We start from the raw sequence: 21,075 nt of genomic DNA on the forward strand, positions 1-21,075 counted from the left end.
ACGAAGGACGGCATGTGACCACCGACGCTTCCGCCACGGCAGCCCGCAGGCCCGGTGAGCAGGCGCTCGCCGCGCTCGGCCTCGGCGCGCCCGCCCTCGACCCCGCCGACACCTCGCCCCACTCCTTCCCGGGCGGCGGCCGCTGGCGCACCGAGGTCCCTTCGTGCGAGGGTCCCGAAGCGCTGGCCGTCATCCTCAAGGAGGCCTCGCGGCTCGACGTGCCGATCCACCGGATCAGCCAGGGCAGCGGCGTGTGGATGCTGACCGACGCCGAGATCACCGAGATGGTCGAGGCGACCGGCGAGCGGGACATCGAGCTGTGCCTGTTCACCGGCCCGCGCGGCACGTGGGACATCGGCGGCTCCACCCGTACCGACTCGCGCGGCGGGGGCCTCAGGGCCCGCGGGCACGACGCCGTCGCCGGGTGTGTCGAGGACGCCGTCCGGGCGACCGAGCTGGGTGTCAAGTGCCTGCTCGTCGCCGACGAGGGCGTGCTGTGGACGCTGCACCGGGCCCGCGCGGCCGGCATCGTCCCGGCCGACACCACACTGAAGGTCTCGGCGCTCATCGGCCCCGTGAACCCGGCCTCCTACGCGGTCTACGAACGCCTCGGAGCCGACTCCGTCAATGTGCCCAGCGATCTGACGCTGGATCATCTCACCGAGATCCGCCGGGTGTCCGGCGCTCCCATGGACATGTACATCGAGGCCCCCGACGATCTCGGCGGCTACATCCGGATGTACGAGGTCGCCGAGCTGATCCGGCGCGGCGCACCGCTCTACCTGAAGTTCGGCCTGTCCAAGGCCCCGGGGATCTACCCCTACGGGCACCACATGCGGGATCTCGCCCTGTCCACGGCCCGGGAGCGGGTGCGGCGCGGCCGGCTCGCCCTCGACCTGCTCGCCCGGCACGGAGCGGACGGCGACATGGCGCCGCTCGGTTCGCGTCTGCCCGGCGAACTGAACAGGTTCGACATCCCGTCATAACGTTCCGGAAACCCCGCTTCACAGAAGCCGACACAGGCACGCAGAATCCCACACATCTGTTCTCGGTCTTTCCATGCGCCACCCTCGGCAGCGTCCTGGCCCAGCGAGACCGAGCCCTGCACACACATCAAGGATGATGATCATGCGTAACCGCAGAGCCGCACTCGCCGCCATAGCCGGAGCCGCTTCCCTCGCCCTGACCCTCTCCGCCTGCGGCCAGAACAGCGAGGGCGGCAGCAAGGAGGACAAGGGCAGCTCCAAGGGCGGCACCATCGGCATCGCGATGCCGACCAAGTCCTCCGAGCGGTGGATCGCCGACGGCAACAACGTCGTCAAGAACCTCAAGGCCGCCGGCTACAAGACCAGCCTGGTCTTCGGTGAGGACGACCCCGACCAGCAGGTCTCCCAGATCGAGAACCTGATCACGCAGGGCGTCAAGGCGATCATCGTCGCGGCGATCGACAACAAGTCCCTGAACAACGTCCTCCAGCAGGCCGCCGACGCCAAGATCCCGGTCATCGCCTACGACCGCCTCATCCTCGGCACGCCGAACGTCGACTACTACGCCTCCTTCGACAACACCAAGGTCGGCGAGCTCCAGGCCAACTACATCGTCGACAAGCTGGGTCTGAAGAGCGGCAAGGGCCCCTTCAACATCGAGCTGTTCGCCGGCTCCAACGACGACAACAACACCAAGTACTTCTTCAACGGCGCGATGAGCGTGCTCCAGCCGTACATCGACAGCAAGAAGCTCGTCGTCCAGTCCGGCCAGACCGGCCTCACCCAGGTGACGACCCTGCGCTGGGACGGCGCCACCGCCCAGAAGCGCATGGACGACATCCTCACCAAGTCGTACTCGAGCAAGAAGGTCGACGCGGTCCTCTCGCCGTACGACGGCATCTCCATCGGCATCCTCTCGGCGCTGAAGTCGGACGACTACGGTTCCAAGAGCAAGCCGCTGCCGGTCCTCACCGGCCAGGACGCCGAGCTGGCGTCGGTGAAGTCGATCATCGCGGGCGAGCAGACGATGACCGTCTACAAGGACACCCGCGAGCTGGCCAAGGTCGCCGCGAACATGGTGGACGCGGTCCTCAACGGCAAGAAGCCGGAGACCAACGACACCAAGACCTACGACAACGGCTCGAAGGTCGTCCCCGCCTACCTGCTGGAGCCGGTGAGCGTCGACAAGACCAACTACGAGAAGGTCCTGGTCGACGGCGGCTACTACACGGCCGACCAGCTCAAGTAAGCGTCGACCCTTACGGATTGGAAGGCACGACCATGGCGGGACCCGTCCTGGAAATGCGCTCGATCGTCAAGACCTTTCCCGGTGTGAAGGCGCTGTCGGACGTCACCCTGACCGTCCGCCAGGGCGAGGTCCACGCCATCTGCGGTGAGAACGGCGCCGGCAAGTCCACCTTGATGAAGGTGCTCTCCGGCGTCCATCCGCACGGCAGTTACGAGGGCGAGATCCTCTTCGAGGGAGAGCTCTGCTCCTTCAAGGACATCCGGGCGAGCGAGCAGCGCGGCATCGTGATCATCCACCAGGAGCTGGCGCTGTCGCCGTACCTCTCGCTGGCGGAGAACATCTTCCTCGGCAACGAACATGCCAAGGGCGGGTTCATCGACTGGCGGGAGACCCTGCGGCACGCCACCGAGCTGCTGCGCCGGGTCGGTCTCGACGACCACCCGGAGACCCGTGTCGCCGACATCGGCGTGGGCAAGCAGCAGCTCGTGGAGATCGCCAAGGCGCTGTCCAAGAAGGTGAAGCTGCTCATCCTGGACGAGCCGACGGCGGCGCTGAACGACGAGGACAGCGACAAACTGCTCAATCTCATCCTGGAGCTGAAGAAGCAGGGCATCACCTCGATCATCATCTCCCACAAGCTCAACGAGATCCGCAAGGTCGCCGACTCGGTGACGATCATCCGCGACGGGCAGTCCATCGAGACGCTCGACGTGAAGGCGCCCGGGACGACCGAGGACCGGATCATCAGCGGCATGGTCGGCCGCGACCTCGACCACCGCTTCCCCGAGCGCACCCCGCACCACCCGGAGGAGGGCGCGGCACCGGCCCTGGAGATCCGCAACTGGACCGTGCACCACCCGATCGACCAGCAGCGCAAGGTCGTCGACGACGTGTCGATCTCCGTGCGGCGCGGGGAGATCGTCGGTATCGCCGGCCTGATGGGCGCGGGCCGCACCGAGCTCGCGATGAGCGTCTTCGGGCGGACCTACGGCCGGCACGCGGGCGGCACGGTCCTCAAGGACGGCAAGGAGATCCGGACGAAGACCGTCGCGGAGGCGGTCCAGCACGGCATCGCGTACGTCACCGAGGACCGCAAGCACTACGGCCTCAACCTCATCGACACGATCAACCGCAACATCTCGCTGACCGCCCTGAAGAAGGTGGCCAGGCGGGGGATCGTCGACGAGCACGAGGAGCGGCAGGTCGCCGAGGGCTTCCGCAAGTCCATGAACATCAAGGCGCCGACGGTGTTCGAGCCGGTGGGCAAGCTGTCCGGCGGCAACCAGCAGAAGGTCGTCCTCAGCAAGTGGATCTTCGCGGGTCCGGACGTGCTGATCCTGGACGAGCCCACCCGCGGCATCGACGTGGGTGCCAAGTACGAGATCTACACGGTCATCGACCAGCTGGCCGCCCAGGGCAAGGCGGTCGTCTTCATCTCCTCCGAGCTGCCCGAACTGCTCGGCATGTGCGACCGCATCTACACCATGGCCGCCGGGCGGCTCACGGGCGAGGTCCCGCGGGCCGAGGCCACGCAGGAAGTGCTGATGCGTCAGATGACGAAGGACAAAGAGGTAACGCGATGAGCACCGATGTGACGGACAAGAGCCCGGCCGCCGCGCCGCCCGGCAAGAGCGGCGGGGCCGGCGAGGGCAGCCTGTTCCAGCTGGTGCTGAGCGGTCTGCGCCGCAACATGCGCCAGTACGGCATGCTGATCGCGCTCGGCCTGATCGTGGTCCTGTTCCAGGTGTGGACCGGCGGCGACCTGCTGCTGCCGCGCAACGTCTCCAACCTGGTCCTGCAGAACAGCTACATCCTGATCCTCGCGATCGGCATGATGCTGGTGATCATCGCGGGCCACATCGATCTGTCGGTCGGATCACTGACGGCGTTCGTCGGAGCCTTCGCGGCCGTCCTGACCGTGCAGCACGACGTGGCGTGGCCCGTGGCGCTGATGCTGTGCCTGGTCGTGGGCGCGGTCGCCGGCTCGGTGCAGGGCTTCCTCATCGCCTATCTCGGCATACCGTCCTTCATCGTCACCCTGGCGGGCATGCTGCTCTTCCGCGGTCTGACGGAGATCCTGCTGGAGGGCCAGACCCTCGGCCCGTTCCCCGACGGCCTGCAGAAGATGGGCAACGGCTTCCTGCCGGAGGCCGGCCCCGAGACGAACTACCACAACATCACGCTGCTGCTGGGCATCGTCCTGCTGGTCTTCGTGGTGGTGCAGGAGATCCGCGACCGCAAGCGTCAGCAGGAGTTCTCCCTCGACGTGGCGCCCAGGAACCTCTTCCTGCTCAAGCTCGTCGCGATCGTCGCCGCGATCCTCACCGTCACCATGCTGCTCGCCAGCTACAAGGGCGCGCCGATCGTGCTGCTGATCCTGGGCGTGCTGGTGGTCGGCTACGGCTACGTGATGCGCAACGCCGTCTTCGGCCGTCACATCTACGCGATCGGCGGCAACCTGCCGGCGGCGAAGCTGTCCGGTGTGAAGGACAAGAAGGTCACCTTCTACGTCTTCCTGAACATGGGCGTGCTCGCGGCCCTGGCGGGTCTGGTGGTCGCCGCCCGTCTGAACGCGGCCTCGCCGAAGGCGGGCCTCAACTTCGAACTCGAGGCGATCGCCTCGTCGTTCATCGGCGGCGCGTCCATGAGCGGCGGTGTCGGCACCGTCCTCGGCGCGATCATCGGTGGTCTCGTCCTCGGTGTGCTGAACAACGGCATGAACCTCCTGAGCGTCGGCACCGACTGGCAGCAGGTCATCAAGGGCCTGGCCCTGCTGGCCGCGGTCGGGTTCGACGTGTGGAACAAGCGCAAGTCCGGTTCGTAGATCCGGATCGGGCCCCGCCGGAAGGCGGGGCCCTTCGCACAGGGGAGGCGGAAAACGGTGAAGACGGTCTTCGGCGAGCTCGCCGACGGCACACGGATCCACAGCTGGGCGCTGGAGAACGGCGGGACACGACTGGAGGTCCTCTCCTACGGCGGGATCGTGCGGTCCCTGGAGATCCCGGACCGGCACGGCCGGTACGCCAACGTCGCGCTCGGCTTCGCCACCCTCGGGGACTACGTGGGCAGGTCCCCCTACTTCGGCGCCCTGATCGGCCGCTACGGCAACCGGATCGGCGGGGGCCGGTTCAGCCTCGACGGGGAGGACCACCGGGTCGCCGTGAACGACGGCGCGAACAGCCTGCACGGCGGGACCACGGGTTTCGACAGCCAGGTGTGGGACGTCGAACCGTTCACACGGGGCCCGGACCTGGGCCTGCACCTGTACCGCACGAGCGCCGACGGGGAGATGGGCTACCCGGGCACGCTGAAGGTGAAGGTCACGTACACCCTCACCGGTGACGGCGACTGGCGCGTCGACTACGAGGCCACCACGGACAGGGCCACCGTCGTCAACCTCACCAGTCACGTCTACTGGAACCTCGGCGGCGAGGGCGGCGGCACGGTCGAGGACCACGAGCTCATGATCGCCGCCTCCCGCTACACGCCCACCGACCCGGGCCTGATCCCCACCGGCGACCTCGCGGAGGTCGCCGGCACCCCCTTCGACTTCCGCGAGCCCAGGGCGATCGGACACGGCCTCCGGGCCGGGCACCCGCAGCAGATCGCCGCCAAGGGCTACGACCACAACTGGGTCCTGGACAAGGGCGTCACCGCCGAGCCGGTGCAGGTGGCCACGCTGCGCGACCCGGGCTCCGGCCGCACCCTCACGGTCTCCACCGTCGAGCCCGGTCTGCAGTTCTACTCGGGCAACTTCCTCGACGGCACGCTCACCGGCACCGGCGGCCGCGTCTACCGGCAGGGCGACGGCCTGTGCCTGGAGACGCAGCACTTCCCGGACTCGCCCAACCAGCCGTCGTTCCCGTCGACCGTGCTGCGCCCCGGGCAGACCTACCGGACGACGACGATCCACTCGTTCGGCGCCTGAGAACGCGCGGCGGGCCGGGGCCCGACGCGAAACATCGCCCCCCGGTTCCCCAACTCACATTTTTTTCACACCGGTTGAACGGGGTCACTCACACCTCCGTATGTAGGGGCGGCCCGTGCTCCCCCGCGCGGGCCACCCAGACGACGGGCCCGGCCGTCCCCACCGGGCCCGCCCCCTACGGAGGTTCCATGGCCGACAACGTCACCTCGTTGTTCCGCAGTACGGCGGCGCACAGCCCGTCGATGGCGGCGCTGACACGCGAGGGCGGGGACGGCACCGGCCCGGTGGACTTCTGTATTCCGTGCAACCCCTACTTCCCCACCCCGGCCATGATGGACACGATGTCCCAGCGGCTGCGGGACATCATCACGTACTACCCGAGCAGCGCCGACACCATCACCGCGGAACTGTGCAACCTGCTCCAGCTGCCGCCGAGCGCCGTGGCCATGGGCAACGGCTCGACCGAGCTGATCACCTGGATCGACCACCTGCTGGTCCGCGAGTCCCTGGCCGTCCCGGTCCCCACCTTCGGCCGCTGGACCGACCAGCCGATGGAGACCGGCAAGCGGGTCGACATGTTCCCGCTCCAGGAGTCCAGCGGCTTCGCGCTCGACCTCGCCCAGTACGCCGAGTTCATCCGGACGCGTGGCACCCGGGTCGCGGTCATCTGCAACCCGAACAACCCCGACGGCGGCTTCCTGCACAAGCACGCGCTGGTGCAGTTCATGGACGCGATGGCCGACCTGGACCTGATCGTCATCGACGAGTCGTTCCTGGAGTTCGCCGACGCGGAGCAGGAGCCCAGCGTCGTGCAGGAGGCGATGATCCGGCCGAACGTCATCGTGCTGCGCAGCCTCGGCAAGAACTTCGGTCTGCACGGCATCCGCTTCGGCTACATGGTCGCCAACCCCTCCCTGGCCGGCAAGGTCCGCTCGATGCTGCCGAAGTGGAACCTCAACGCCTTCGCCGAGTACGTGGTGTTCATGCTCAAGGAGCACGGCCCCGAGTACGCGCAGAGCCTGCTGCAGGTGCGCCGGGACCGCCTGGACATGGCCAGCCAGCTCTCCGCGCTGCCCGGCCTGACCGTCTACCCCTCCCAGGGGAACTTCCTCTTCGTGCGCCTTCCCGTCGGCGCCGAGGGCACCGTGGTCCGGGACCGGCTGCTCACCGAGCACCGCATCCTGGTCCGTGAGTGCGGTAACAAGATCGGTTCCTCCAGCCGCTTCCTGCGGCTCGTGGTGCGCCCCCAGGTGGACGTGCGTCGCCTGGTGTCCGGCCTGGAACAGGTGCTCTACGGGACCAGGAGGGGAGCCGCCGTGCCCGAGCTGGGCACCGGGACCAGCTACAGCTCGGGCACGGCGGCCGTGGACCGGCTGCTGGTGGAAGCCACCAACGGGGCCGGCATGCACAACCTCGCCGCTCAGGCCGTCGGCATGCCGGGACCGGTCGCGGCCCCGGCCGCCGCCGGCATGCCGATGCAGGCGCCCGCCGTGGCGCAGGCCGCCCCGTCCAACGGCGCCGGGATGCCGTTGCCGGCCGCCGCACAGGTCTTCCCCCAGCCTGTGCCCGCGCCCGCTCCGGCCCCGGCGCCGGTCCCGGTCCCGGCCGCGGCTCCGGCGGCCATGGCCCCGGCGGCGATGGCCCCCGCCCCGATGGCCCCCGCCGCGATGGCCCCGGCCGCGATGAGCCCGGCCGCCATGAGCCCGCCCCCCGCGCCGATGGCGCCCGCCCCGACCCCGCCCGGCGTCCCGGCCCGCGGGGGCCTCACCGCCGCCCAGGTCCGGGGCACCAACGGCCTGTCCCCCGCCGCGGCGACCGGCTGGCCGAACGCCCAGAGCTGGCCGAACGCGGCGGGGATGGGACAGGCGGGATAGGGCCGGAGGGGCTCAGTACGCCACCGGCCAGCCGGTGCTCCAGCTCAGCAGGTTGACGCCGAGCCTGGGTGTGCCGTTGTCGTTGCCGTCGTAGTAGTGGTAGACGATCAGGTCGCCGTCGACGTCGTTCATGATCGACTGCCCGCCGGGCCCGATGACACTGCCGTGCGACTCCAGCACGGCGGTGCCGCCGTTGTTCGTCATGGCGACGCCGTTCTTGTCGTAGTACGGCCCGGTGACGCCGGTGGCGCGTCCGACCTTCACCTTGTACGTCGAGCTGGTGCCGGCGCAGCAGGTGTCGTAGGAGGCGAACAGGTAGTAGGAGCCGTTCCGTTTGACGATGTACGGGGCCTCGACGGCCTTCGTGCCGGTGGGACGGGCGGCCAGGGAGCGGCGGGCGGTGTCGGAGGAGAGCTGCTTCCCGGTGGACGGGTCGAGGCGGATCATCTTGATGCCCGTCCACCAGCTCCCGAAGGAGAGCCACCACCTGCCGTCGTCGTCCACGAAGAGGTTCGGGTCGATGGCGTTGTAGTCGCTGGAGGTGGTGGAGGTGTAGACGGTGCCGTAGTCGGTCCAGGAGCCGGGCAGTCCGGTGCTCGAACCCGCCAGTCCGATCGCGGACTTGTTGGAGCCGAACGTCGAGACGGCGTAGTACATCAGGTACTTGCCGCCGTGGTACGAGATGTCCGGCGCCCAGGCCTCGGTGGTGCCGTACGCCGACCACCAGCCCGGCCGGGTGGAGAAGGCGTCGGCGCCCGCGCTGAACGCGACGCGGTCGGTGGAGGTGCGGTGGGCCAGACCGCCGCCCGTGGCGTAGAGGAGGTAGCGGCCGGCGGAGGTGCGGATCATGGTCGGGTCGTGGACCACCGTCGATCCGGTGACCGTGCCGGGGTTGGGGTAGGCGGAGGCCGTGGTGGGGGTCAGGGCCAGCAGGATCGCGGCGGGGACGGAGAGAAGGGCAGCTCTGCGAGAGGTGCGGCTCATGCGGACGCTCCTTCAGCGGGGGTTCGTCGTCCGTGGTTTCGAACAGAGGTCGCGTCGTCGGACGGGACCGTAGAATCGAACCCCCTGCGCGTCAATGCTCCGCGCGGCCACCCGAAAGTCTTCGAGAAGCGCCGGACGGACGGGCGGTCTCGGCACCTTGCCCGGCAAGTAACTTGACGAACACTCACTTTACCGGTCTGACAGCCTGTCGACAGGATCCGTTCCTATGGTGCCGTGTCCATGACAGACACCTCGGAAACCCGCAGCCCGATCGGACGCCGTACCGTTCTCGTGGCCACCGGTGCCGCCGCCGCCACCCTGGCGGTGGGCGCCGCCGCGTCGTCCGAAGCCCCCACAGCCACGACGGCCGACGCCGCCCCCGTCGCCGCCGCGGCCGTCTGCACCCTCACCAAGGAGATGACCGAAGGTCCCTACTACCTCGACGGACAGTACGTCCGCTCCGACATCACCGAGGGCAAGGCCGGCATCCCGCTGAAGCTGACGCTCACGGTCGTCGACTCCGGCAGCTGCGCCCCCCTCAGCAACGCCCTGGTCGAGCTCTGGCACGCCGACGCCCTCGGCGAGTACTCCGGCTTCGTCGGCAACAACGGCCACAGCGAGCCGGACGACGGCACCTTCCTGCGCGGCGCGGTGCTCACCGACTCCAGCGGGGTCGCCGCGATCACCTCGGTCTACCCCGGCTGGTACCGGGGCCGCTGCGTGCACATCCACGTCAAGGTGCACACCGGTGTCACGGTCACCTCCGACGGCCACTTCACCGGCGGCCAGGAGGTCCACACCGGCCAGCTCTTCTTCAACGAGACGATCACGACCGCCGTCGCGAGGGTCTCGCCGTACTCGACCAACACGGTCACCCGCACCACCCTCGCCCAGGACTCCATCTACGACGACGGAGGCGCCGCGTCCGGCCTCCTCACCCTGACGGCCCTGGGGAGCTCGACGTCCTCCGGGTACGCCGGGACGCTGACCCTGGGCGTCGACGGCTGACCCCGTTCCCCGGTGTCCGACTGGGCGTCACCGCAGCCGCGGCGGCGCCCAGTCCGCGTGCCGCAGGGCGGCGCGGAGGGTGACCCCGGACGGGGCCAGACGCAGGGCCGTGTCCCGCAGGGCGATGGCGAGGGGGTGGGTGAGGCCGTGCCCCATGCGGCCGGCCTGGCGGGCGGCACGGGCGACCGACCGGGTGCGGCGGCGGCGTTCCACGTCGTAGCGGCGCAGCGCCGAGGCGACGGTGGGTTCGGTGGACAGGCGGGCCGCCAGGACCACCGCGTCCTCCAGGGCCTGGCTGGCGCCCTGACCGAGGTTCGGGGTCATGGCGTGGGCGGCGTCACCGAGGAGCACCACCCGGCCGACGGCGAACGCGGGGAGCGGGGTGGCCAGTTCATGGATGTCGTGGTGGAGGACGTCCTCGGGGCGGGTCGCGTCCAGGAGAGCGGGAATGGGGTCGTGCCAGCCGCCGAACCGGCGGCGCATCGCCGCGAGGGGATCGGCGTGGCGTACCCCGGGCGGCACGTCGAGCACCGCGTGCCATTCGGCCCGTCCGTCGTGGAAGACGAGATGCCCGAACTCGGCGCCCGGCCCCCAGGTCAGCTCCAGGTCGGCCGGCGGGTCGGGGAGCGGGTGCTCGGTGAGGGCCCGCAGGACCGTCGTACCGCTGTAGACGGCGCCGGGATGACGGGGGAACAGCTGGGCGCGCAGCCGGCTGCTGACCCCGTCGGCGGCGACGACGAGATCGGCGTCGCCCACGCGGTGCAGGCCGGTCACCTCCTCGCCGTTCTTCACGCACCCGGCGGGCAGCGCCTCGCGCAGGACGCGGTGCAGGTCGGCACGGAGGACTCCGCCGACCGGGAAGCCGAGCCGGCGTTCCAGGGCCGCGCCGTCCATCCGGGACAGCAGCCGCCCGCCGGTGGAGCGGGTGCCGCCGGTGTACAGGCGGCGCACGACGGCCCGTGCCGCCTCGCCGACGCCGAGCGCGTCCAACGCCCGTACGCCGTTGGCGTGCAGGGAGATGCCCGCCCCCACGTCGGCGAAGGCGGGAGCGCGTTCCAGGACCGTCACGTCCCAGCCGATGCGGTGCAGCCCGATCGCGGCCGCCAGCCCGCCTATGCCCCCGCCGACGACCACCGCGCCACGACGACTCATCAACTCACGCTCCCCGCTCGCCCCGTGCATCCTCTCGCCGCATTCTCCCCGGACGGGCAGGACCGGGACACGGGGCCCCGGCGCGCGGGGACGGGCCGCCCACCGCGCCGGCTGGGGCGGCGGGCGGCCCCGGGCTCACTTGCCCGGGCACTCCTTCCAGGCCATGTGGTACACGGTGCTGATGTCGCCGTCGGTCGAGTCCATCGTCATGAAGCTGACCTTGGACGGCGAGGAGGTGCCCGCGTTCACGCGCAGCTCGGTGTTGATGTTGAAGTTGCGCTGGACTCCGCACGGGGCGTAGACGAGGTTCGCCCAGTCGGTGGTGTCGGTCGCCTGCCAGTTGTCGTTGAGCGCGCCGTTGAAGGTGTGGTTCTTGAACACCGTCTGTGACGAGCCCTGGAAGTAGTACGAGGCCCGCTGCACGGCGTTCGCACCGGCCTGGAGCGAGGCGAAGCCGCGGTAGTCCGCCTGGGCGATGGCGTACGTGAAGCCCTGCGGGACATGGACGATCAGGCTGAGCTGGCAGTTCTTGCGGAACGCGGTCGGGTCCGAGTTGCCGCCCACCTGCGCGAGGTACTCGCTGTAGGTCACCGTGAAGGCGGTGTTGTCCTCCGAGACCGCGACGGCCGCCGATCCCGGGCGGCAGCCGGAGCCGTTGACCGTGGCGACGTCGATGACGATCTTGTCCGGCGGCGGGTCGGCGAACACCGGTGACGAGGACGGGCCGTGCGCGGGCACCGCCGCGGTGACGAGGGCGGCGACGGCGCCGCCCAGAAGCAGTCCACTTGCCATGGGGGGTCTCTCCTCTTCGTTGAAGCATGGAGAACCTGTGAGGTTTCTGTGAAGAGCCGCGGCGATGGAATCGTAGGGAGACCCCCGGTGAGCGGCCAGGGCGAACTCCGGCCATTCACCCCGGCCCGTTCACACACCCGCTCACGACACGAGGGGCCGCTCCTCCGATTCGGTCAGCCGCACGGTGCACAGACCGCCGCGCCCGGTCGTCACCTCCGCCACCTTCAACTGCGTGCCCGGCAGGAGGATGAACTCCTCCTCGCCCGTGAACGCGGAGAAGTCACGGATGCCGACGGCCCGGGCGGGCCGCACCTCGAACAGCGTCCGCCGGCCGCGGCTGCCCAGGAACGCCCGCGCCACGCCCACCTCGGACGTGCACGAGGACACGCCCCACCAGGTCACGGTCCGTCCGACCGGGTACTGCGCCCGCAGGTCCAGCGGCACCCCGCGCCACAGCGGCTCCGTGCGGACGGGAAGCCCCGACACCGCCGAGAACAGCAGCCGCAGATACGGCAGGTACGGGACGACCTTCGACCGGTCCGGATGGCGCAGGATCGCGTTGATCTCGCGGTAGAACGCGGACTCGCAGGTGTAGAGATGGAGGGCGGCGATCGCCTCCGCGGACAGGTTCCCGGCCCCCTCGTCGGCCCGCCGCTTGCCGAACTCGTGCGACCGCCGGACGTGCCGGTCCAGTCCGGACAGCAGCTCGGCCACGGGCCCGACGGCCTCCCGGAAGTCCATCAGCGGCGTGTCGAACACACCGGTGATCGCCGGGAGGACGAGACCTTCGTCCTTGACGCTGGAGAGCCGCTCCAGATAGAGCTGGTGCAGTTCCATGGTGGACGAGATGAACGCGCCCATGCGTTCGGCGACACCGCCGCCGCTCCCGCCGGCCTCCGCCGTGAGCTGGTCCCACCCCTTGCTCGGCAGCCAGTCGACCGCGTCCGCGCCCACCGACGCCAGGGCGTCGTTCACCATGCCGAAGTGGTCGCCGTCGCAGAAGATGTCGCCCTGCGCCGCGGGATTGCAGTGGTCGATGTGCCGGACCTCGACCTCGGGGTACTTCTTCTGGAGCCTGAGGACGACCTGCTTCAGACTCCGGGCGTGCGCCCCCCACCACGCGAAGACGACCCCGCGGTCCTCCTCGCCGGCGTTCTGCTTGGCCTTGAGGATCTCCTCGACGATCCGCTCGGCGACCGGGCGCCAGAACGCGGTGTGCGGGTCGGCTCCCCTCGGCCCGTCACTGCTGGCGGTGAGGGCCGCGTTCAGCAGCAGGACGCCCTGGGTGAGCATCGCCTGGAACCACTCCGGCGGCTGGACGGTGTCCCGCTCCTTCAACAGCGCGCGGACGTCGGCTATCGGCGTCTTCTTGGCGATGCCGTACTTCCACATCGCCGCCGCCTTGATGATGCAGCGGATGCTGACGACCCTGCCGAACTGGCTGTCCTTCCAGTCGTGGAAGGCGTTGTCGAACATGGCGATGCCGGTGGCGCTCTCCGGCCGCGGGTACGGGTTCTGGCCGAAGACGACGACCTTCCACTTGTGCGGCGGGTTCGGCTTGAGCGCCTGGAAGGTGAGTTCGCGGACGGGGACCACGTCGGGGCCGCGGCCGGGGCCGATGAACGAGGCGGCGCCCGGCTGCGCCTCGATGACGGGCTTGAGCAGCGGAAGCCACGGTTCACCGCCGCCCTGGAACAGTTCGGCGAGGGCCAGCGGGTCGTTCGGGTCGGGCTGCGCGGAGGCGTCGGCGTCGATCATGGCGGGGACGCTAACAGCGGGGTCTGACAACGTCCCTTCGACGCCGGGGCGTTGTCAGTGGGTCCTTGTAGCGTCGTGATCACTGGAAGGACCGGGTCCCCGATGGGAGTGTGGAACATGACCGTGAACCGCGTGCAGCCGCCGCTCGAGGTGGTCCTGACCGACCTCAACGCGAAGGTGGTGGAGGCATGGCGGGCCGCGTTCGCCGACACGCCGGGGATCGAGATCCGCAAGGGCTCGATCCTCGCCGAGAAGGCCGACGCCTGGGTGAGCCCGACCAACTCCCGCGGCCTGATGAACGGCGGGGTGGACGCCGCCGTCAAGCGTCATCTCGGAGCCGGGATCCAGTTGCGCGTGCAGCGGGCGATCCGCGACCGGTTCGGGGGACGGCTCCCGGTGGGCAGCGCGGTGTGCGTTCCGTCCGGGGCGGCCAACCCGAAGTTCCTGATCTCGACGCCGACGATGGAACAGTCCTCGGAGAACGTGAGCGAGACCCTGAACGTGGCCCTGGCCTGCGCCGCCGCGTTCCAGGCGATCCACCGGCAGAACAGCGGGGCGCCCGGCAGCATCCGGTCCGTGGCGCTGGTCGGCATGGGCGCGCGGACCGGCCGGGTGCCGGCCCAGGTGTGCGCCAACCTGATGTGGACGGGCTACACGCTGTTCCACGACTACTGCTTCGAGGACTACGACGACCTGCGCAGCACGATCGTCGCGCAGCTCGACGACATCGAGAACGCGCCCACCGGGCAGCGGGTCCGCATAGCGCCGCCCGAGCGCTCGGCCCCCCGCCGCTGAACCGAGCCGCCCTCTTGCCCCAACTCGGTGACAATCAAGGGGCGTTGACTGGTAGATCCCCAGGCCCTTCACAGCCGCACACGAAGGATTTCCTCAGCTGCGCTCCTAGTTTCGTCCGCATGACGGGAAACACGGAGCACCACGAGATCCTCGACGACAACGACGACCGGCGGCCCGGGAGGCACCGGCTCGACACCAGCGTGAAGCGCCGCCGCGTTCTGATCGGCGGCAGCGCGGTCGCCGCGGCCGGCGGACTGGCGATCGCCGGCATGGCGTCGGCGGACACCGCCACCGGCGAGACCGGCTCGACCGCGGCCGAGACCGGCGCCTCGGCCCCCAGCGCCGCCACCTCCGGCATCTGCACCCTGAACGCCGAGGTCACGGAGGGGCCGTACTCCCTTGAAGGCGCCCTCGTCCGCGAGGACATCCGGGAGGACAAGGAAGGCTTCGAGGTCCGGTACACCTTCACCGTCGTCGACCAGGCAGACGACTGCGCCCCGCTCGCCGGCGCGCTCGTGGAGATCTGGCACTGCGACGCCCTCGGTGAGTACTCGGGCTTCGTCGGCGGCAACGGCCACCAGGAGGAGGACAACGGCACGTTCCTGCGCGGCGGCCAGATGACCGACGAGAACGGCCAGTGCAGCATCACCTCGATCTGGCCCGGCCACTACGTCTCCCGCGCGGTCCACGTCCATATGCGGGTGCACACGGACGTGACCCTCACGGACGACTCGTACACCGGCGGCGAGATCATCCACACGGGCCAGCTGTTCTTCGACCCGGACGTCAACGCCGAGGTCCAGGCGACCTCGCCGTACTCGGCGAACACCACCGAGGAGACCCTGCTGGCGGACGACGGCATCTACGACGGCGGAGGCGCCTCCTCGGGCCTGCTGACCCTGACCGCCCTCGGCTCCAGCGTCTCCGACGGCTACCAGGCGACCCTCACCGTGGGCGTCGACTCCGCCTGACCCGGGCGGTGCCGCCCCCGCCGCGGCCCCCGGCCACGCACCGGTCCGGGCCCGCGGCGGAACAGCGCGTCAGGCCGCGACCAGCTCCCGCTCCTGAGGCGCCGCCGCCTTCTCCCTGAGGTGCGCCCGGATCGAGTACGCCAGGGCCGCCGCCCACACCGCGTACAGGACGACGTAGACCAGCGCGCTCACCGGGCCCGGCGCCGCCACCCAGTCGCTCTTCAGCAGCGTGCGGACGTTCGTCGCGACGATGACGCCGCCGACGGCCGAGCCGAGGACGCGCGGCGGGAGGAGGCGGACCAGCCAGGCGGCGACGGGGGCGGCGATCAGACCGCCGAGCAGGAAGGCCACGACCCAGGGCCACCGCAGGCCCTGGGAGCCCAGCGAGAGCAGAAAGCCGAGGCTGGCCGCCAGCGCCACCAGGAACTCGCTGGTGTCGACCGAGCCGATCACCCTGCGGGGCTCCATCCGGCCGCTGGCCAGCAGCGCCGGCGTGCCGACCGGACCCCAGCCGCCCCCGCCGGTCGCGTCCAGGAAACCGGCCACCAGTCCGAGAGGGGTCAGGAAGCGGCGGCGCAGCGGCTTGCCCAGGCGGTCCTCGGGCAGGCCGCGGAAAGTGAAGCGGGACATCACGTACAGACCCAGGCCCAGCAGGATCAGGGACATCGCCGGCTCCGCCACCTCGGTGGACAGCCGCGACAGGACCGTCGCGCCGAGGAAGGAGCCCACCGCCCCCGGCACGCCGATCCGCGTGACGACCTTCCAGTCCACGTTCCCGAAGCGCCAGTGCGAGGCGCCGGACATCAGCGTCGTACCGATCTCCGCGAGGTGGACCGTGGCCGAGGCCGCGGCCGGGTTGGTGCCCAGGGCCAGCAGCAGCGTGGTCGACGTCACGCCGTAGGCCATGCCGAGGCTGCCGTCGACGAGCTGGGCGCCGAGGCCCGCGAGGGCGAGCAGTACGAGCGTGCGCATCCTGGACACCGTTTCCTAGTTCCCGGCTTTCCCCATCGGTCAGGTGGGGATGAACGGGAGCGAGGGTAGGCACTCAAGCTGAGAGCAAGGTGTGAAACCTGTGCGCGCTCGGCCGGCTAGGGGTTCTCCCAGGCCGCCGGCTCCGCCGCCAGCTCCTTCACCGGCTCCGGCAGCGCGTCCGCGGCGATGTCCGCGACCGTGACGCCCTCCAGGATCCGGCGCACGTTCGCCCGCAGCGCGATCCAGAGCGGGAGCAGGGGCTGCGCGGACCCCGTGTACGTCAGGCCCGTCGGCCGTTCGCCGCGTACGGAGACGATCGGGCCGTCCACCGCCCGGATCACGTCCGCCACCGTGATCGCCGCGGCGTCCCGGGCCAGCCGGTAGCCGCCGCCCCCGCCGCGCCTGCTGTCGACGATCCCGCCGCGCCGCAGATCACCGAGGATCCCCTCCAGGAACTTGTGCGGAATGTCCTGGGCGGCGGCGACGGTCTCCGCCTTCACCGGGTCACCGCCCTGCCGTACGGCGAGCTCCAGTACCGCCCGCACCGCGTAGTCCGCCCGCGCTGAGATCCTCATACGGACATTGTGGCCCCCGGCGCCGGACGAGGTGATCGGCGGGGACCGCCCGTCGGCGGTCCCCGGGGTGGCCAGGCCTGTCCGGCGGATCCGGAGAGGGCCTAGGCCAGCCGGATCACGTTCCAGGACAGCGGTTCGAGTACGGCGGTGAGGATGCCCTCCCGTACGGCCGTGCCCTCGACCGGGTGCGGGGCGACCCGCTCCGGTTCGTCGAGGGTGTTCCGTGCGTCCGGGTCGGCGTCCGCGAGGGCGCTGTGCTCGACGACCGACGTCAGGTCCAGGCCGTTCAGGGCCACTTCGAGGGGCAGCGCCTCGGTGCGGCTGCGGTTGACGGCGAAGACGGTGACGGTGCCGTCCTCGGCGCGGACCGCGGTGGCGTGCAGCAGGTCCGCCTCGCCGTACTTCCTCGTCTCGTACGTCGGCGAGTCCACGCGGACGTCGAGGACCCGGCCGCGGCCGTACCGGGCGGCCTGGGCGAAGGGGAAGAACGTCGTCTGCCGCCAGGCCGGGCCGCCGGGCTCGGTCATGATCGGGGCGATGACGTTGACGAGCTGGGCGAGGCAGGCCACGGTGACGCGGTCCGCGTGCCGCAGCAGGGCGATGAGGAGCGAGCCGAAGACGACGGCGTCGGTGACGCTGTAGTTGTCCTCCAGGAGGCGGGGGGCCTCCGGCCAGTCCTCCTGGTCGATGCCCTTGGCGTGCTCCTCCCACCGGGGCAGGTACCAGACGTTCCACTCGTCGAAGGAGAGGTTGATCCGCTTCCTGGACTTCAGCCGGGCGCCCACGTGGTCGGCGGTCGCCACGACGTTGTCGATGAACGACTCCATGTCGACGGCGGAGGCGAGGAAGGAGTCGACGTCGCCGTCCTGCGGCCAGTAGTAGGCGTGCAGGGAGATGTAGTCGACGAGGTCATACGTCTCCTCGAGGACCGTCGCCTCCCACGCGGCGAAGGTGGGCATGGACTGGCTGGAGGAGCCGCAGGCGACCAGTTCGACGTGCGGATCCATCTGGCGCATCGCGCGGGCCGTCTCGGCGGCGGCCCGGCCGTACTCCTCGGCCGTCTTGTGGCCGGTCTGCCAGGGGCCGTCCATCTCGTTGCCGAGGCACCACAGCCTGATGCCGAAGGGGTCCTTGTCGCCGTGGGACACGCGCAGGTCGGAGAGGGCGGTGCCCTCGGAGTGGTTGGCGTACTCCTGGAGTTCGAGGGCCTCGGCGACGCCTCGGGTGCCGAGGTTGACGGCCATCATGGGCTCGGCCCGCGGGCCGATCTTCCGGAGGAAGCCGATGTACTCGGAGAGGCCGAAGCGGTTCGACTCCGTCGAGTGCCAGGCGAGGTCCAGCCGGCGGGGACGCGTTTCGGCGGGGCCGACCGAGTCCTCCCACTTGTAGCCGGAGACGAAGTTGCCGCCGGGGTAGCGGATGGCGGTGACGCCGAGTTCCCGGACGAGCTCCAGGACGTCCGTGCGGATGCCCTCGGCGTCGGCGGCGGGGTGGTCCGGTTCGAAGATGCCGGTGTAGACGCAGCGGCCGAGGTGTTCGACGAAGGAGCCGAAGAGACGGGGGTTGACTTCGCCGACGGTGAAGGCGGGGTCCAGGGTGAAGCGGGCGGTGCTCATCGTGGCCTTTCGGTTCGTTTCTGTCTGCTCTGTCTGCGGGTGGTTCATGGCTGGTCGCGCCCACGCGGCGGAGCCGCACCAGGCACGGGCCCGTGCCCTTGGAGGAGGTTCCTGTAGCGGACGCGGGTGCGGCTGCCGGCGGCCAGCGCGTCGGCGCCGGTGCCGAGGGCGGCGAGGCCGAAGCTGCCCGCGACCGTCAACCCGCCTGCGGCGGCGAGAAGTTGCCTGCGATTCAGGCCAGGTCGTCCCATACCTTGCCCCTGTCGTCCCGTCGTGGTGTCGTCGTTCGATATTTCGAATCATGCCCGTAACTTCGAACGGGACCGTAAAATCGATGCGCTTGCGCGTCAATGGTTTCGACACGACTTCTGATAGCGCTTTCTATCCTGAGTGTGGTCGGTTCTTTTCGTGACGCGGACACAACCAGCCGCGTAGGCTCGAACCCGCTGCCGGAAGGCGGCGGACCGGCGGCCGTTCGGCGGTGAGAAGGGGGACGGGACCTGATGGACATCGCGGGCGCGCGCGGGAGGGCGGCCCGGATCGCCTCCGCGCTGCGGCGCCCGAGGACCGGCCCGGCCATGCGCGAGCTGGCCGGCGAGCTCGCCGCCGCGCTGCGGGCCCGGCCCCGGCGGCCGGCCGGCGTGCGGGAGGTGTCCCGGGCCCTGTGCGAGGAGATGGCCGCGCGGCGCGGCGGACGGCCCGTCGAGCTGCGGTTCGAGCGGTTCCCCGACGAGATCGGCGTGACCGGACTGTGGGTGGAGTTCAGTGACTTCGACCTGGTCATCGTGGAGGAGCGGGCCGAGGCCGTACAGCAACTCGTCATTCTCGGGCATGAGTTGTGGCATCTGCACGCCGGCCACCGGCACCATCACCACGGCGTCGGCACGGAGGCGGCGGGTGTCCTCGCCGGACGGCCCGGCTGGGACTCCATCGCGCTGACCGTGGCCGCCCGCAACGGCTCCCGGGAGGCCGACGAGGCCGAGGCCGACGACTTCGGCCACCGGCTCGCGGCCCGCTTCCGGCGGTATCTGTCCGAGGCCGGACCCACACCCGGGCCGGGCGGCGCGGCGTCGCCGGTGCAGCGGACGCTGGGCTACCGCGGACGCAGGGGCACCGCCCCGTGATGCACGGCCTGTACATCTCCTTCTGGCTGCCCACCGTGGTGCTGGGCGCCGCCCTGGCGATCAAGCTGCCCAGCATCCTCAAGCTGTGGCGGGACCCTCTGCTGCGCGCGGTCGGCGGTCTGCTGCTGTTCGCCTGCGCGGTGTTCGTGTTCGCCGCCCCGAAGACCATCGCCTGGACCAACCGGGTCACCGGCGTCCCCAACATCGCGGCGCCCTGGGTGTACTCCCTGCTCACCGCGCTCTCGGCGTCCTGGCTGCTGCTGGTCATCGCCTGGCGCAACAACCTCACCGAGCGCTCGGCGCAGACCCGGCGTGCCACCCGGTGGGTGGTCTCCGTGTACGCGGGGGTCGTGGTGGCGCTGTGGGTGCTGTTCGCGCTCGCCGACGTGCCGGTGGAGCGGATCCGGGACCTCGACACGTACTACGCCAACACGCCCTTCATGCGCGAGGAGATCCTGCTCTACCTGCTCGCGCACACGGTGGCCTGCTCGGTCACGGCCGGCCTGATCTGGAACTGGAGCCGCACGGAGGGCCTGGACGCCTGGCTGCGCTGGGGGCTGCGCTTCCTGGGGGCCGGGTACGTGACGAACCTGCTGTTCAGCGCGGCGAAGCTGACGGCGGTGGGGGCCCGGTGGACCGGGCACGACCTGGACTGGCTGAACACCAACATCGCGCCGTCGGCGGCCTGTGTCGCCGCCACGCTGGTCGCGATCGGCTTCATCGTCCCGCACGCCGGCCAGTACCTCCAGGAGCGCTGGCGGGTGCGCCGCCGGCACCGCGGTCTCAAGCCGCTCGCCCGGCTGATGCGTTCCGTCGTCGGCACCCGTGAGCCGCTCGCGCTGCGGGCCACCCCGGAACTGCGTCTGATCCGCCGTGAGACGTTCATCCGTGACGCGGTCCTCCAGCTGTCCCGGTACCTCGACGACGACCTGCGGGCACGGTCCTACGACGCGGCCGTCGCCCTCGGCTTCGACCGCGGCCGCGCGCAGGCCCTCGCGGCCGCGGTGACGATCCAGGAGGCGGTGGCGGCACGAACCCGCTCCGCCCTGACGGGGGCTGCCGGTCCGACGGGGGTTTCCGCCCCGGCGGCCTCTCCCGCCCCGACGGCCCCTTCCGATCCGACGGGGGCTTCCGATCCGACGGCCCCTTCCGCCCCGACGGGGGCTTCCGATCCGACGGCCTCTCCCGCCCCGACGGGGGCTTCCGATCCGACGGCCTCTCCCGCCCCGACGGGGGCTTCCGATCCGACGGCCTCTCCCGCCCCGACGGGGGCTTCCGGTCCGACGGCCCC

16 protein-coding genes and 3 pseudogenes are annotated in these 21,075 nt (G+C 70.6%); 11 read left to right on the plus strand and 8 right to left on the minus strand.

Annotated elements, in window-relative coordinates; translation table 11 throughout:
- The first annotated feature begins 14 nt into the window (after positions 1-14).
- From ACFY30_RS14175 to ACFY30_RS14200, 6 genes and pseudogenes are all read left to right on the plus strand, one after another.
- Positions 15-986, plus strand: a complete 972-nt coding sequence (locus ACFY30_RS14175; protein WP_390845466.1) for a hypothetical protein — start codon at positions 15-17, stop codon at positions 984-986.
- 142 nt (positions 987-1,128) lie between these two features.
- Entirely contained in the window at positions 1,129-2,235 is a 1,107-nt protein-coding gene (chvE, locus tag ACFY30_RS14180) for a multiple monosaccharide ABC transporter substrate-binding protein (protein ID WP_390845467.1), read from the plus strand.
- 32 nt (positions 2,236-2,267) lie between these two features.
- Positions 2,268-3,818, plus strand: coding sequence for a multiple monosaccharide ABC transporter ATP-binding protein (gene mmsA / locus ACFY30_RS14185; RefSeq protein ID WP_390845468.1), 1,551 nt, complete (start codon positions 2,268-2,270; stop codon positions 3,816-3,818).
- Complete coding sequence (mmsB, locus tag ACFY30_RS14190; RefSeq protein WP_390845469.1) at positions 3,815-5,059, plus strand: multiple monosaccharide ABC transporter permease; 1,245 nt, start codon at positions 3,815-3,817, stop codon at positions 5,057-5,059. Before mmsA ends, mmsB begins: the two co-directional genes overlap by 4 nt.
- 36 nt (positions 5,060-5,095) lie before the next feature.
- Positions 5,096-6,163: pseudogene (locus tag ACFY30_RS14195) on the plus strand (aldose epimerase family protein); the annotation flags it as partial.
- Between the two features lie 188 nt (positions 6,164-6,351).
- A complete protein-coding gene (locus ACFY30_RS14200) occupies positions 6,352-8,037 on the plus strand; it encodes a pyridoxal phosphate-dependent aminotransferase (RefSeq protein ID WP_390845470.1) in 1,686 nt (561 codons plus the stop codon).
- A gap of 12 nt (positions 8,038-8,049) precedes the next feature.
- Here ACFY30_RS14200 and ACFY30_RS14205 read toward each other — a convergent pair whose 3' ends face one another.
- Positions 8,050-9,021, minus strand: a complete 972-nt coding sequence (locus tag ACFY30_RS14205; protein ID WP_390845471.1) for an arabinan endo-1,5-alpha-L-arabinosidase — start codon at positions 9,019-9,021, stop codon at positions 8,050-8,052.
- A gap of 240 nt (positions 9,022-9,261) precedes the next feature.
- Here ACFY30_RS14205 and ACFY30_RS14210 point away from each other — a divergent pair, with 240 nt between their 5' ends.
- Positions 9,262-10,029, plus strand: a complete 768-nt coding sequence (locus tag ACFY30_RS14210) for an intradiol ring-cleavage dioxygenase (RefSeq protein ID WP_390845472.1) — start codon at positions 9,262-9,264, stop codon at positions 10,027-10,029.
- Positions 10,030-10,056: 27 nt separating this feature from the next.
- Here the strand turns inward: ACFY30_RS14210 and ACFY30_RS14215 are convergent, their stop codons facing one another.
- From ACFY30_RS14215 to ACFY30_RS14225, 3 genes are all read right to left on the minus strand, one after another.
- Positions 10,057-11,181 carry an FAD-dependent monooxygenase gene (locus ACFY30_RS14215; RefSeq protein WP_390845473.1) on the minus strand — a complete coding sequence of 375 codons (1,125 nt, stop codon included), beginning with the start codon at positions 11,179-11,181 and terminating at the stop codon, positions 10,057-10,059.
- A 135-nt stretch (positions 11,182-11,316) separates the two neighbouring features.
- On the minus strand, positions 11,317-11,973 hold the full coding sequence (locus ACFY30_RS14220) for a DUF4360 domain-containing protein (protein WP_390845474.1): 657 nt from the start codon (positions 11,971-11,973) through the stop codon (positions 11,317-11,319).
- Between the two features lie 141 nt (positions 11,974-12,114).
- Entirely contained in the window at positions 12,115-13,731 is a 1,617-nt protein-coding gene (locus ACFY30_RS14225; RefSeq protein WP_390845475.1) for an ADP-ribosyltransferase domain-containing protein, read from the minus strand.
- A 117-nt stretch (positions 13,732-13,848) separates the two neighbouring features.
- Here ACFY30_RS14225 and ACFY30_RS14230 point away from each other — a divergent pair, with 117 nt between their 5' ends.
- Positions 13,849-14,526: a macro domain-containing protein gene (locus ACFY30_RS14230; RefSeq protein ID WP_390845476.1), complete on the plus strand. Its 678-nt coding sequence runs from the start codon at positions 13,849-13,851 to the stop codon at positions 14,524-14,526.
- Between the two features lie 119 nt (positions 14,527-14,645).
- Positions 14,646-15,497, plus strand: coding sequence for an intradiol ring-cleavage dioxygenase (locus ACFY30_RS14235; RefSeq protein ID WP_390845477.1), 852 nt, complete (start codon positions 14,646-14,648; stop codon positions 15,495-15,497).
- Between the two features lie 69 nt (positions 15,498-15,566).
- Here ACFY30_RS14235 and ACFY30_RS14240 read toward each other — a convergent pair whose 3' ends face one another.
- The 4 genes and pseudogenes from ACFY30_RS14240 to ACFY30_RS14255 form a co-directional block, all read right to left on the minus strand.
- The gene (locus ACFY30_RS14240; protein ID WP_390845478.1) at positions 15,567-16,469 is read right to left on the minus strand and encodes a sulfite exporter TauE/SafE family protein; all 903 of its coding nucleotides are present in this window, start codon (positions 16,467-16,469) and stop codon (positions 15,567-15,569) included.
- A 116-nt stretch (positions 16,470-16,585) separates the two neighbouring features.
- A complete protein-coding gene (locus ACFY30_RS14245; RefSeq protein ID WP_390845479.1) occupies positions 16,586-17,044 on the minus strand; it encodes an RrF2 family transcriptional regulator in 459 nt (152 codons plus the stop codon).
- A gap of 101 nt (positions 17,045-17,145) precedes the next feature.
- Positions 17,146-18,660, minus strand: a complete 1,515-nt coding sequence (locus tag ACFY30_RS14250) for an alpha-N-arabinofuranosidase (protein ID WP_390845480.1) — start codon at positions 18,658-18,660, stop codon at positions 17,146-17,148.
- Positions 18,661-18,755: 95 nt separating this feature from the next.
- A pseudogene (locus tag ACFY30_RS14255) lies at positions 18,756-18,911 on the minus strand (sugar transporter); the annotation flags it as partial.
- A 252-nt stretch (positions 18,912-19,163) separates the two neighbouring features.
- On the opposite strand from ACFY30_RS14255, the gene ACFY30_RS14260 reads away from it, so the two are divergent.
- Both ACFY30_RS14260 and ACFY30_RS14265 read left to right on the plus strand, forming a co-directional pair.
- Positions 19,164-19,784, plus strand: coding sequence for a toxin-antitoxin system, toxin component family protein (locus tag ACFY30_RS14260; RefSeq protein ID WP_390845481.1), 621 nt, complete (start codon positions 19,164-19,166; stop codon positions 19,782-19,784).
- Positions 19,784-20,848 (plus strand): annotated as a pseudogene (locus ACFY30_RS14265) (MAB_1171c family putative transporter); the annotation flags it as partial. The gene ACFY30_RS14260 and the pseudogene ACFY30_RS14265, both read left to right, overlap by 1 nt.
- Between the last annotated feature and the right edge of the window lie 227 nt (positions 20,849-21,075).

The sequence above is a fragment of the Streptomyces sp. NPDC000345 genome (assembly GCF_042898825.1).
In the GTDB taxonomy this organism is placed as follows: domain Bacteria; phylum Actinomycetota; class Actinomycetes; order Streptomycetales; family Streptomycetaceae; genus Streptomyces.

What these genes read in the sequence shown, in the direction of transcription:
- chvE (WP_390845467.1), top strand. Translation starts at nt 1,129, where the DNA reads ATGCGTAACCGCAGAGCCGCACTCGCCGCCATAGCCGGAGCCGCTTCC.
- mmsA (WP_390845468.1), top strand. Translation starts at nt 2,268, where the DNA reads ATGGCGGGACCCGTCCTGGAAATGCGCTCGATCGTCAAGACCTTTCCC.
- mmsB (WP_390845469.1), top strand. Translation starts at nt 3,815, where the DNA reads ATGAGCACCGATGTGACGGACAAGAGCCCGGCCGCCGCGCCGCCCGGC.
- ACFY30_RS14200 (WP_390845470.1), top strand. Translation starts at nt 6,352, where the DNA reads ATGGCCGACAACGTCACCTCGTTGTTCCGCAGTACGGCGGCGCACAGC.
- ACFY30_RS14205 (WP_390845471.1), bottom strand. Translation starts at nt 9,021, where the DNA reads ATGAGCCGCACCTCTCGCAGAGCTGCCCTTCTCTCCGTCCCCGCCGCG.
- ACFY30_RS14210 (WP_390845472.1), top strand. Translation starts at nt 9,262, where the DNA reads ATGACAGACACCTCGGAAACCCGCAGCCCGATCGGACGCCGTACCGTT.
- ACFY30_RS14215 (WP_390845473.1), bottom strand. Translation starts at nt 11,181, where the DNA reads ATGAGTCGTCGTGGCGCGGTGGTCGTCGGCGGGGGCATAGGCGGGCTG.
- ACFY30_RS14220 (WP_390845474.1), bottom strand. Translation starts at nt 11,973, where the DNA reads ATGGCAAGTGGACTGCTTCTGGGCGGCGCCGTCGCCGCCCTCGTCACC.
- ACFY30_RS14225 (WP_390845475.1), bottom strand. Translation starts at nt 13,731, where the DNA reads ATGATCGACGCCGACGCCTCCGCGCAGCCCGACCCGAACGACCCGCTG.
- ACFY30_RS14230 (WP_390845476.1), top strand. Translation starts at nt 13,849, where the DNA reads ATGACCGTGAACCGCGTGCAGCCGCCGCTCGAGGTGGTCCTGACCGAC.
- ACFY30_RS14235 (WP_390845477.1), top strand. Translation starts at nt 14,646, where the DNA reads ATGACGGGAAACACGGAGCACCACGAGATCCTCGACGACAACGACGAC.
- ACFY30_RS14240 (WP_390845478.1), bottom strand. Translation starts at nt 16,469, where the DNA reads ATGCGCACGCTCGTACTGCTCGCCCTCGCGGGCCTCGGCGCCCAGCTC.
- ACFY30_RS14245 (WP_390845479.1), bottom strand. Translation starts at nt 17,044, where the DNA reads ATGAGGATCTCAGCGCGGGCGGACTACGCGGTGCGGGCGGTACTGGAG.
- ACFY30_RS14250 (WP_390845480.1), bottom strand. Translation starts at nt 18,660, where the DNA reads ATGAGCACCGCCCGCTTCACCCTGGACCCCGCCTTCACCGTCGGCGAA.
- ACFY30_RS14260 (WP_390845481.1), top strand. Translation starts at nt 19,164, where the DNA reads ATGGACATCGCGGGCGCGCGCGGGAGGGCGGCCCGGATCGCCTCCGCG.